Genomic DNA, 11,180 nt, shown 5'->3' with positions numbered 1-11,180 from the left:
CGTGGGCGCGGCCGCCCGGCGATGCCATCGCGCGGCACCATGAAAAACGCGCGCCGCCCGTCGTGATGACGGCGCGGCGCGCGTCCTGGCCGGTTGCGGCGGCGCGGCCCGGCTCGCCCGCGAGGCGGGGCGGGCTACCAGCCGCCGCAGGAGCTCGGGTGCCTCAGGCTCCCGCGAACGGCACCTTCCAGCCGCCCTGGTAGGCGATCTCGCCGAGCGCGTTACGCGTGCGCGGCGCGCGCTCGCGATCGCGCAGCACCGGGTCGAGCTTGTCGGCATCGCCGTAGTGGCCGACCGAGATCATCGCGATGATCTCGACGTCGGCCGGCACCGCGAAGGCCTCGCGGAACGCCTTCGGATCGAAGCCGCTCATCTGGTGCGCGGCCAGGCCCAGCGCATGGGCCTGCAGCACCAGCGCCATCGCCGCCGCGCCCGCGTCGTAGAGCGCGGTGGTGCTCGGCTCGCCCTTCGAGGTCAGGGTGTGCGAGGTCACCGCGATCAGCACCGGGGCCGGCGCGTTCCAGGCCTGGTTGAACGGCACCAGCGTGGCGAAGGCCTTCTTGAAGGCGGCCTCGTCGCGCGTGCGATCGAACACCACGAAGCGCCAGGGCTGCGCGTTGTAGGCCGACGGCGCCCAGCGCGCGGCCTCCAGCAGCGCATGCAGGTGCTCGCCGCTGATCGGCTGGTTCGAATAGGCACGCGGGCTCCAGCGCCCCGCGATCAGTTCGTGGATCGACACAGCGGTGGGTGCAGGTTTGACGGACATGCGGTTCCTCATAGTCGAAAAAGGGCACAAGCCCCGGAGAACCGCAAGGATACCCGTTCGCTGCCGGATGCGTATGTCGGGGTTCGGGATTGCAAATCAGCCTGGGCGCGAGGGCGGCAGCGCCGCGTCGCGGGCTGAAAAGGCAGGCGGCGCAAGGCTTGGCGAGCCGTGCCTCGCGTCTTGCTCGCGCGGGCCCGCTCGCGGAGCCCCCGCTCCCGGCCTGCCCGCGCGCCGTCCCTGCCTCAGGCCGCCTGCGGCACGCTGCGCGTGCGGCCGCGTCCGATGCGCAGCACGATCAGCGCGCCGACGATGCACAGCCCGCCCGAGATCATCGAGGCCAGCGTGTAGGTGCCCAGGCTCGCGCGCAGCAGGCCGGCGCCGAGCGTGGCGAAGGCCGCGCCGAGCTGGTGGCCCGCGACGATCCAGCCGAACACGATCGGCGCGCGCTCCTTGCCCCAGATGTCGGTGGCCAGGCGCACGGTGGGCGGCACGGTGGCGATCCAGTCGAGGCCGTAGAACACCGCGAACACCGGCAGGCCGAAGAAGTCGATGCCGAAGGCGTGCGGCAGGTAGATCAGCGACAGCCCGCGCAGCCCGTAGTACCAGAACAGCAGCACCCGGCTGTCGTAGCGGTCCGACAGCCAGCCCGAGGCGGTGGTGCCGATCAGGTCGAAGATGCCCATCGCCGCCAGCAGCGAGGCACCCTGCACCTCGCTCATGCCGTAGTCGCTGCACATCGCGATCAGGTGCGAGCCGATATAGCCGTTGGTGCTGGCGCCGCAGATGAAGAAGCTGAAGAACAGCAGCCAGAAGTCGCGACGGCGCGCGGCGCTGAACAGCGCCTCGAAGGCGGTGGCGAGCGGGTTCTGCCGGGCCGCCTCGGCCGCGCGCGGCGCATCCTCGGGTTCGCCGTAGGGGCGCAGCTGCACGTCGGCGGGCCGCTCCGGCAGCAGGAAGATCACCAGCGGCACCACGATCGCCAGCGCCACCGCCACCACCAGCACCACCGGGCGCCAGCCGTGATGCTCGGAGATCGAGGCCAGCATCGGCAGGAACACCATCTGGCCGGTGGCCGAGCTGGCCGTCAGCATGCCCATCACCAGTCCGCGGCGCGCCACGAACCAGCGGTTCACGAAGGTCGCCGACAGCGTCAGCGCGGCCACGCCGGTGGCGCTGCCGACCATCACGCCCCAGATCAGCACCATCTGCCAGGTGGCCGTCATCATCGACGACAGGGCCACGCCCGTGCCCATCACCACCAGCGCGGTGAGGATGGTGGGACGCAGGCCGAAGCGCTGCATCGCGGCCGCCGCGAACGGCCCGGTCAGGCCATAGAGCGCGATATTGATCGAGATCGCCAGCGAGACCGTGGCGCGGCTCCAGCCGAATTCGTTGCCGAGCGGCACCATCAGCACGCTCGGCGTGGCGCGCGTGCCGGCCGCGGCGAGCAGGATCAGGAACACCACCGCGGCCGCCACCCAGCCGTAATGGAAGCGCCCGCGAGCGCTCGCTGCAATCCAGTTCATCCCAACCACTCCAGTTGCGGCCGCGCCAGGCTGAGCGAAGCATGCCGGCTTTCTGACCCCGTTGACGGTGCGACCGCGGCGTTACCGCTCAGTCACAAGAGCTTGCGATCGTAGTTACCGCTCGGTAACATGTCAAGCGTCGAATTCAATTCACCCGCATCAATCGAGGTTATTGTTCATGAGCGCAGCTTCCGCCAAATCCGCCAGCGCCTCGCGCCGTTCGCCGACGGCCGGCGCGACCGCCCATGCCCAGCTGCTCGACGCGGCCGAGACGCTGTTCTACCGGGAAGGCGTGCGGGCCGTCGGCGTGGATGCCGTGGTCGAGCAGGCCGGCGTCAACAAGATGAGCCTGTATCGACAGTTCGCCTCGAAGGACGAGCTGGTGCTGGCCTATCTCGAGCGCAAGAACGAGCACTATTTCGATCGCTTCGACGAGGACGCGCGGCGCCTGCCCGACGATCCGAAGGCCCGGTTGCTGAAGTACGTCGACGAGCTGGCGGTGCGCGCCGCGGCGCCCGATTACCGCGGCTGCCCGTTCATCAACGTGGCCGTCGAGTTTCCCGATCCGAACCATGCCGCGCGCGCCTCGGTGGCCGACAACAAGGCCGAGCTGATGCGCCGGCTGCTGGCGCTCGCGCAGGGCGCCGGCGCGCGCGAGCCGCGCGTGCTGGCCGAGGGCATCGCGCTGGTGATCGAGGGCATCTACGCGGCCAGCCAGACCTATCGCGGCGAGGACAGCCCGATCGGCGCCGCGCCGCGCGTGGTGCGGATGATGATCGAGGCGGCCTGCGCCTGAGGGCCGCCGGCGCGGGGGGAGCGGCGGCACGATCGGCCGCGCCCTGCCCGCCCCGCGTCACGCGCATCGTCCTCGCCGCCCCCACCGCCCTCCCTGCCCTCCCTGCCCGCCCCGCTACAATGCCAGCCCCCGCCTCGCCACCGTCCCCGACCATGAATCCATCCGAAGCCGAGATCCTCGCCGCCACGCGCCACTGGCTCACGCGCGCCGTGATCGGGCTGAACCTGTGCCCGTTCGCCAAGAGCGTGCACGTCAAGGGCCAGGTGCGTTACGCGCTCAGCCGGGCGAGCCGCTTTGAGGACGCCTTCGCCGACCTGGAGACCGAGCTGCGCGCGCTCGCCGAGGCCGACCCCGAGGCGATCGACACCACCCTGGTGATCTTCCCGTTCGCCTTCGCCGAGTTCGCCGACTTCAGCGACGCGATCCACTTCGCCGACCAGTTGCTGCAGCAACTGCGGCTCGACGGCATGCTGCAGGTCGCGAGCTTCCACCCGCGCTACCAGTTCGACGGCAGCGAGCCCGAGGACATCGAGAACTACACCAATCGCGCGCCCTATCCGATCCTGCACCTGCTGCGCGAGGCCAGCATCGATCGCGCGGTCGAGGCCTTCCCGGACGCGGCCGAGATCTACGAGCGCAACCAGGCCACGCTGCGGCGGCTCGGCCACGCGGGCTGGCGGGAATGGATGACGGAGGACGGCCAGGACGGCCGCCCCGAAGCGGGCAACTGAGCGCGGCCCGGCAGGCCCGGCTCGGTTGCCGGCTCAGTTAGCGACTGAGGTGCCGACTGAGGCGCTGGCGGCCTCGCCGGCTCGCGGCGCGAAGAAACGCTGGTTCAGCTCGGCCAGGCCGAACATCCCGAGGATCTCGTCGAGGCGCTCGCTGGGCTTGCGGCGCGGCAGGTTCTTGTACTGCGCGATGATCAGCTCGTTCTTCATCGAATGCTCCCAGCCGACCAGCTCGGTGACGCTGACCTGGTAGCCATGCGCCTCCAGTTGCAGGCAGCGCAGCACATTGGTGATCTGGCTGCCGAACTCGCGCGTGTGGATGGGATGGCGCCACACCTCGGCCAGCGCGCTGGACAGCGACTTGCCCTTGTTCCGGCGCAGCACGCCGGCCACCTCGGCCTGGCAGCAGGGCACCAGCACGATATGGCGCGCCTCCTTGGCGAGCGCGAAGCGGATCGCGTCGTCGGTGGCGGTATCGCAGGCATGCAGGGCCGTCACCACGTCGATGCTGGCCGGCAGCCTGGGCGAGTCGATCGACTCGGCCACCGACAGCGTCTCGAAGGACATCCCGCCGAAACCGAGCCGCGCGGCCAGCGCGGTGGAGCGCTCGACCAGTTCCTCGCGCGTCTCGATGCCGTAGATATGCGAGCCGGCCGCCGGGCGCGACTTGAAGAACAGGTCGTAGAGGATGAAGCCCAGATAGGATTTGCCGGCGCCGTGGTCGACCAGGCTCACGCCGCCGCGCTCGGCGGCGACGCTCTCCAGCAGCGGCTCGATGAACTGGTACAGGTGGTAGACCTGCTTGAGCTTGCGGCGGCTGTCCTGGTTCATCTTGCCGTCGCGCGTCAGGATGTGCAGCTCCTTGAGCAGCTCGACCGATTGCTCGGGACGGACTTCGTAGGTCTTGTTCGACATGGGGCGGGAACGGCCGGGGCCGCACCGGTGAAACCGGCGCGACATCGGCAGGAATGCGGGTGGAATGGCGGCAGTTTACCGAAATTCGCGCGACTTGCCCGAAGGCCGGCCTCAGTCGCGCGCGCCGAGCCGCCAGAGCGAGGTGATCTCGGCCGAGCGGGCCCGGTGCAGCGGGTCGCTGGCGTCGCCGGCCTTGGGATGGACCGGCTTGATGTCGTCGCGGCCCAGCACCGCCAGCCCCGCCGCCTCGATCCAGCCCAGCAGCGCCTCGCGCGTGCGCAGGCCCAGGTGCTCGGCGAAATCCGAGAGGATCAGCCAGCCCTCGCCGCCCGGCTCGAGATGGGCGGCCAGGCCAGCCAGGAAGCCCTTCAGCATGCGGCTGTCGGGATCGTAGACAGCGTACTCGATCGGCGAGCTGGGCCGCGCCGGCACCCAGGGCGGATTGCAGACCACCAGCGGCGCGCGGCCCGGCGGGAACAGGTCGGCCCTCAGCAGCTCGACCTGCCGGTCGCGGCCGAGCCGTTCGAGGTTCTCGGCGGCGCAGGCCAGCGCGCGCGGGTCCTGGTCGGTGGCGATCACGCGCGCCACGCCGCGCTGCGCGAGCAGGGCCGCGAGCACGCCGGTGCCGGTGCCGATATCGAAGGCGAGCGCGGCGGCACCGGCCGGCAGCGGCGCGCGCGCGACCAGCTCGACGTACTCGCCGCGCACCGGCGAGAACACCCCGTAATGCGGATGGATGCGCGCGCCCAGGGCCGGGATCTCGACGCCCTTCTTGCGCCACTCGTGCGCGCCGACCAGGCCCAGCAGCTCGCGCAGCGAGGCGACCGAAGGCTCGCCGCCGGGCCCGTAGGCCTCGCTGCAGGCCTCGCGCAGGTCGGGCGCGCGGCGCAGCGCGATCTGGTAATCGGCTTCCAGCGGGATCAGCAGCATGCCCAGCGTGCGGGCGCGCTGCGATTGGGCGAGGCGATGCAGGTTGAAGGCGTCCACCGAGGATTCGGGCGCCTTCTTGTGGCGGCGGTCGATGCGGCGTGCCAGCGCCTGCAGCAACTGGCGCGCGTTCTGGAAGTCGCCCTGCCAGACCAGCGCGGTGCCCTCGCAGGCGAGCCGGTAGGCGGCGTCCGCCGTGGTCGTGTCGTCGGCCGCCACGACGCGTCTGGGCGGCGGCGCACCGGCCTCGGAACGCCAGCGCAGCGCGCGCTCGGCGCCGTTTGCATCGATGAAGTGGAGGGGCGGGTAATCGGTCACGGCAACTCGGGCGAAAGCGGGGAAAACGGGCACGAACCGGGCGGGACCGGTTCGCGGCAGCCCGGATTATCCCCCGCCGCGCCGGATGGCCCAAGCACGGCGGTGTGACAACGGCGGCCGGCGCGGCCCCGGTTCGGCTCGCGGCACGCCGGGATCGGGCGCGGCGCGGCTTGCGCCCGGCTCGCGCTCGAGACCCGCTCGGCTCGCATTCAATAAGCGCCGTAGCCCGACATCGCCGGCAGGCTCAGGGAACCGGCATCGCTGAAGCGCACGCCGCCGAGCATGCCCGAGGAGAGCTTGCCGCTCAACCGGTAGGGCACCTGCCCCGAAGCCGCCGCGTCGGCGAAGCCGAAAGCCTGGCGCGCGGCCGCGAAGGCGGTGACGGTGATCGGCACGGCGATCACCGCCTCGCCGAAGCGCGGCACCGTGCCCCGCGCGTCGCTCACGCCGCTGGCGAAGGCGCGGCCGTTCAGTTCCAGCGAAAGGGCGATGCCGTCGTAGTCGATCGGCCTGTCGTTGGGGTTCTGCACCCGCAGCTTCAGGTTGAAGCGCATCTCCAGCCCCTGCCCCGGCAGCGGCTCCAGGCCGACCACGCCGATCCGCGGCGAATCCAGGCCCAGCGTGGCGCAACCGGCCAGCAGCAGCGAGGCCGCCCCGGCGGCCAGCCAACGAAACGCATCACGACGCTGCATGGCGCCCTCCTCCCTTCGATCGAAACGGCATCCAGACTGGACCTCCATGCCGCGACGTAGTTCCGGCGCCGGCTCGCCCGCCCCCGCCCGCCCGTCCCTCATCCCCCCGCCGCGACGCGCTGCCAGGGCGGATCGGCGAACCAGTCGCGCAGGAAGTCGAGCAACACCTGGGTGCGCGCGCTGCCGCCCGATTGCTGGCGCAGCAGGTGGATGGTCGCGTCCTCCAGCACGGGCGCCGCGCCACCGACCTCGAGGGCCACCAGCACGCCGTTGGCGAGCGCCACGCCGGCCAGCCAGGTCGGCAGATGGGCGATGCCGAGCCCCTCGACCGCGGCCGCCAGCAGGGCTTCCGAATGATTGCTGCGAAAGCGCGGCGCGTCGGGTGCGTGACGGTGCTCGCCGAAGCGCCAGGCGCCCGGCGGCGGCGAACCGTGCCAGGCCAGGCAGTCGTGGCGCGCCAGCTCATCGAGCGAGCGCGGCGCGCCGCGCGCGGCCACATAGGCCGGGCTCGCGCACAGCACGCGGCGCTGCGGCGCGAGCACGGTGGCCACGAAACGGGTCACCGCCACCGGCCCGATCCGCAGCGCCAGGTCCACCTCGGCGCCGAGCCGCTCGCCGGGCAGGTCGACCATGCTGTCGGTCAGCACCAGCTCGACCACGATCGCCGGGTGGCGCCGCATGAAGGCCGCCAGCGCCGGCATCAGGTGTAGCCGGCCGAACGGCGCCGGGCAGTCGATGCGCAGCAGGCCGCCCGGCTCGTCGCGCTGCTTGTGCAGCTCGGCCTGCAGGCCGCGCATGCCGGCCAGCAGCGACCTGGCGCGCTCGTAGAGCAACTGGCCGGCCTCGGTCGGCCGCATCGCATGGGTGCTCCGATGCAGCACGCGCAGGCCGAGCTGGGCTTCGAGCTGGTCGATGCGGCGCGCCACCGAGGAGGCGGCCATGTCGTGGCGCCGCGCGGCAGCGGAGAAGCTCTGCAGTTCGACGACGTCGACGAACAGCGCCAGGTGCGGGGAGAGGATCGATTCCATGGAAGGCGGTCGGTTTGGCTTTGCATTTTTCGCAAAGTGATGATGCGCCTTTGCGGATTTCCGCGTCAATCGCGGCTGCCTAGACTGGCATCCATCGACTGAGCGATTCAGTCATCGCCCCAACTGACAGGAGTTTCCGCCATGCAACGCATCGTCCTCGACACCGCCGCCCGCGACATCGATTCCCTGCTCGCGCCGATCCAAGACAGCCCCTCGCCGGTGGTCGGCGACGGCCAGATGCTGATCGACATCCACGCCGCCGGCGTCAACCCGAGCGACGTGAAGGCCGCGCTCGGCAACATGCCGCACGCGGTCTGGCCGCGCACGCCGGGCCGCGACTGGGCCGGCGTGGTGCGCCTGGGCCCGGCCGACTGGGTCGGCGCGGCGGTCTGGGGTTCGGGCGGCGAACTGGGAATCCGCCGTGACGGCTCGCATGCGCAGCAGATGCTGGTGGAAGCGGCCCAGGTGCGCCGCAAGCCCGCCTCGATGACGCTCGACGAGGCAGCCGGCGTGGGCGTGCCCTTCATCACCGCCTACGAGGGCCTGCGCCGGGCCGGCATGCCGCAGGCGGGCGAGGTGGTGCTGGTGTTCGGCGCGAACGGCAAGGTCGGGCAGGCAAGCATCCAGCTCGCCACCGCGCGCGGCGCGCGCGTGATCGGCGTCGAGCGCAGCGCCGGCGTCTATCGCGGCCATGCCAGCGCCGAGGTGCCGGTGCTCGACGCCTCCAGCCAGGACATCGCCGCCACGGTGCGCGAGATGACCGGCGGGCGCGGCGCCGACATCGTCTACAACACGGTCGGCAGCCCCTATTTCGCGGCGGCCAACGCGGCGATGGCGATCGGCGCGCGCCAGATCTTCATCTCCACGATCGAGCGCAGCGTGCCCTTCGACATCTTCGCGTTCTACCGCGGCCAGCACACCTTTGTCGGCGTCGATTCGCTGGCGCTCGACGGCACGGCCTGCGCGCGCATCCTCGACGAGCTGGCGCCCGCCTTCGAGACCGGCACGCTGCGACCGTTCCCGATCACGGCCGAGCACGTCTACGCGCTGGACCACGCGCAGGACGCGTATCGCGCGGTATTGACGGGCGCACGCGAACGCGTGCTGATCCGTCCGTGAACGCGCCGGCCGCGGACAAGGGGAGAACCAGGATGATCGACTACGCGGTGTCGCTCGGCGTCGGGCTGGGCGTGGGTGTGCTCTACGGGGTGCTGAACGTGCGTTCGCCGGCGCCGCCGCTGATCGCGCTGATCGGGCTGCTCGGCATGGTGCTGGGGGAAACCGCGATCCGCTGGCTGCGCTGAAGCCGCCGGCGCAGTGCGGCACGGTGAGGTGAGGCAGCCGCTCGCGCGGTGCGCCGCCTCGTCGGCGGCATCGACACTCACCCGGGCACTCACCCCGGCGCCCGCCTCAGCGGTCGCCGCGCCGCCAGAACGCCCACCAGGCGGCCAGGCCGGTGAACATGGTGACGAACAGCACCATCAGCCAGAAGCCGTGCTTGTTCTCGGCGAGCGGCACGCCGCCCACGTTCATGCCGAAGAAACCGGCCACGATATTGATCGGCAGCGCGATCACGGTCACCAGGGTCAGCGTGAACAGCGTGCGGTTGTTCTGTTCGTCGAGCCGCGAGGTGATCTCTTCCTGCAGCAGCTTGATCCGCTCCACCAGCCCGGCCAGGTCGGCCAGCACCAGCGAGAACTCCTCGGTCGATTCGCGCAGCTCCTGCACGTCCTCGCCGAGCAGCCAGGCGGGCGGCTTGGCCAGCAGCCGGAAGATCGAACCCGGCTCGGGCGCGAGCATGCGCTGCAGCCGCGTCAGGCTGCGGCGCATCGAACCCAGTTGCTCGCGGTTGGCGGTGGGCCGCTGCGAGAGGAAGCGATCCTCGATGCGGTCCACGTCGACCGCCGCGCGCCGCACGATGTGCTGCATCACGTCGGCCTGGTCGCGCAGCAGGTGGATCAGCAGCTCGGTCGGCGAGCGGAAGCGCTCGCCCTGGCGCACGCACTCGCGCAGCGTGTCGACCGAGCGCAGCGGCTTCAGGCGCGCGGTCACCATCATGCGGCGATCGACATAGACCCACAGCGTCGCCACCTCGGCCGCCTCCATGTCGAGGCTGAACATCACGTCGTTGACCACCGCGCGCAGCACGCCTTCCTGCTGCTCGATGCGGGTCGAGTGCGAGCCCTCGCGCAGGAATTCGTAGAAGCTCTCGGGCAGGCCGAGATGGGCGCGCATCCAGCGTTCGCTGGCGCCGTGCGCGAGATTGAAATGCAGCCACTGGAACTCGCCCTGGGCGGCGCCCTTCACGGGCACGTCCAGCAGGCGCAGGCTGGTCTCGGTCGCGTCCACGGGCACCCCGGCCGCGTCCGGCGCGAAGCGGAACGCGCAGACCATGCCGCTCATGTCGGCGCCGTACGTGGGAATGATCATTTCTGGTTTCATCGACTGTCCTGCCTATCCTGTCCGCCGCCTGCCGCCTGCCGCGCACCGTCCGCCACCCACGGCGCGCCCGCCCTCCTGTTTCGCCGATGCGCGTGTCAGCATGATGGCGCGTCATCTGGCTGCCACGATCGCGTCGCGTCGGCGCGACAGCGAAAGCCGGCCGGCGCCCGCTCGAAAGCGCGTCGTAAGCGCAGGCGCGGGCGACACGTCGCCGGCAACGAAGCATAGCGAAACCCGGGGAGAACCGCGAATCAATCGGCGCGGGTCGAAAGCTCAGGATGGCGAAGCGCCTGCCGGCGGCAGACCGGGGCGGGCCGGCGCGGGGCCGGCAAGGAATCGACGGAGGTCGACGAAAGGTCGGCAGGAGATCGGCGAGAAGCCGGAATGCACCGCGCCCGGCATCGCGCAAATGAAAATGCCGGCGCGCGGGCCGGCATCTCGTCGGGATCAGGGTTGGCGGTTCTGGTTCGCCGAACTCGGGCAGGACGGATCCTTGCCCCAGTGACCGTCGCAGACGCGCCAGCGGCAGAGTTGATCCTCGAAGAAACCGCGCTGGCTGCACTCCTTCACGCGCGCGGCCAGCGAGCCGGTATCGGCGGCGGCCACCTTCTGCACCGGCGCGGCCTTTTCCTTGCGCGGCTTGGCCGACAGCGGCACGCCCGGATCGGCCGGCTTGGTGCGGGCCACCAGCGCGGCCAGCAGGTCGGCATCGGGATCGTCGGGCTTCTTCGCGGTGGCGCCGGCCGGGCGGCGCTTGGCGGCGGCCTCGAGCTGGCGGTCGTGGCGCTTCTTGGCGGCCAGTTCCTGCCTGGCGTGCGCCTCCTCGCGCTTGGCCTCGGCGGCGGCGAGCCGCGCCTCGGCCTTGGTCTGGTGCTGCGGCTTGCCCTTGGCGGCCGCCACGTCCTGCCTGGCGCCCGCGGCACTGGCGCCGGCCTTGCCGGCGACGGCTGCGGCCGCCACCGTCGCCGCCGCGCCGGCGGCTACTGTCGCGTTCGAGGACGCATCGGTCGCGCCGTTGGCGAGCGCCTGCGAGAGCCGGTTG

At 71.4% G+C, this 11,180-nt stretch carries 11 protein-coding genes and 1 pseudogene; 4 read left to right on the top strand and 8 right to left on the bottom strand.

What is annotated here, in order from left to right:
- Nucleotides 1-163: 163 nt before the first annotated feature.
- Nucleotides 164-766, bottom strand: a complete 603-nt coding sequence (locus F3J18_RS32400) for a nitroreductase family protein (RefSeq protein WP_025100894.1) — start codon at nucleotides 764-766, stop codon at nucleotides 164-166.
- Nucleotides 767-1,008: 242 nt separating this feature from the next.
- A complete protein-coding gene (locus F3J18_RS32395; protein WP_166916180.1) occupies nucleotides 1,009-2,292 on the bottom strand; it encodes an MFS transporter in 1,284 nt (427 codons plus the stop codon).
- Between the two features lie 178 nt (nucleotides 2,293-2,470).
- Here F3J18_RS32395 and F3J18_RS32390 point away from each other — a divergent pair, with 178 nt between their 5' ends.
- Both F3J18_RS32390 and F3J18_RS32385 read left to right on the top strand, forming a co-directional pair.
- Nucleotides 2,471-3,088, top strand: coding sequence for a TetR/AcrR family transcriptional regulator (locus F3J18_RS32390; RefSeq protein WP_036040774.1), 618 nt, complete (start codon nucleotides 2,471-2,473; stop codon nucleotides 3,086-3,088).
- A 152-nt stretch (nucleotides 3,089-3,240) separates the two neighbouring features.
- Nucleotides 3,241-3,819 (top strand): DUF1415 domain-containing protein, encoded by a 579-nt coding sequence (locus F3J18_RS32385; protein WP_025100892.1) that lies wholly within the window; start codon nucleotides 3,241-3,243, stop codon nucleotides 3,817-3,819.
- A gap of 33 nt (nucleotides 3,820-3,852) precedes the next feature.
- Here the strand turns inward: F3J18_RS32385 and F3J18_RS32380 are convergent, their stop codons facing one another.
- The 4 genes from F3J18_RS32380 to F3J18_RS32365 all read right to left on the bottom strand — a co-directional run bounded on the left by F3J18_RS32380 (nucleotide 3,853) and on the right by F3J18_RS32365 (nucleotide 7,696).
- Nucleotides 3,853-4,731 (bottom strand): SAM-dependent methyltransferase, encoded by an 879-nt coding sequence (locus tag F3J18_RS32380; protein WP_025100891.1) that lies wholly within the window; start codon nucleotides 4,729-4,731, stop codon nucleotides 3,853-3,855.
- 111 nt (nucleotides 4,732-4,842) lie between these two features.
- A complete protein-coding gene (locus F3J18_RS32375) occupies nucleotides 4,843-5,976 on the bottom strand; it encodes a class I SAM-dependent methyltransferase (protein ID WP_166916178.1) in 1,134 nt (377 codons plus the stop codon).
- 209 nt (nucleotides 5,977-6,185) lie between these two features.
- On the bottom strand, nucleotides 6,186-6,668 hold the full coding sequence (locus tag F3J18_RS32370) for an LEA type 2 family protein (RefSeq protein ID WP_017921200.1): 483 nt from the start codon (nucleotides 6,666-6,668) through the stop codon (nucleotides 6,186-6,188).
- 98 nt (nucleotides 6,669-6,766) lie between these two features.
- Complete coding sequence (locus tag F3J18_RS32365; RefSeq protein ID WP_166916176.1) at nucleotides 6,767-7,696, bottom strand: LysR family transcriptional regulator; 930 nt, start codon at nucleotides 7,694-7,696, stop codon at nucleotides 6,767-6,769.
- A 141-nt stretch (nucleotides 7,697-7,837) separates the two neighbouring features.
- Here F3J18_RS32365 and F3J18_RS32360 point away from each other — a divergent pair, with 141 nt between their 5' ends.
- The gene (locus tag F3J18_RS32360; RefSeq protein ID WP_166916174.1) at nucleotides 7,838-8,815 is read left to right on the top strand and encodes a zinc-binding alcohol dehydrogenase family protein; all 978 of its coding nucleotides are present in this window, start codon (nucleotides 7,838-7,840) and stop codon (nucleotides 8,813-8,815) included.
- A gap of 32 nt (nucleotides 8,816-8,847) precedes the next feature.
- Nucleotides 8,848-9,000, top strand: coding sequence for a DUF1427 family protein (locus F3J18_RS32355; protein ID WP_166916172.1), 153 nt, complete (start codon nucleotides 8,848-8,850; stop codon nucleotides 8,998-9,000).
- Between the two features lie 106 nt (nucleotides 9,001-9,106).
- On the opposite strand, the gene F3J18_RS32350 is transcribed toward F3J18_RS32355, so the two are convergent.
- The gene (locus F3J18_RS32350; RefSeq protein WP_017921682.1) at nucleotides 9,107-10,138 is read right to left on the bottom strand and encodes a transporter; all 1,032 of its coding nucleotides are present in this window, start codon (nucleotides 10,136-10,138) and stop codon (nucleotides 9,107-9,109) included.
- A 447-nt stretch (nucleotides 10,139-10,585) separates the two neighbouring features.
- Nucleotides 10,586-11,180, bottom strand: a pseudogene (locus F3J18_RS32345) (phage tail protein); the annotation flags it as partial.

It is taken from the genome of Burkholderia sp. Ax-1720 (genome assembly GCF_011753035.1).
Taxonomy (GTDB): Bacteria; Pseudomonadota; Gammaproteobacteria; order Burkholderiales; family Burkholderiaceae; genus Burkholderia; species Burkholderia gladioli.
The sequence above is the reverse complement of the archived record's forward strand: the minus strand, read 5'-3'. Positions and strand labels throughout refer to the sequence as shown.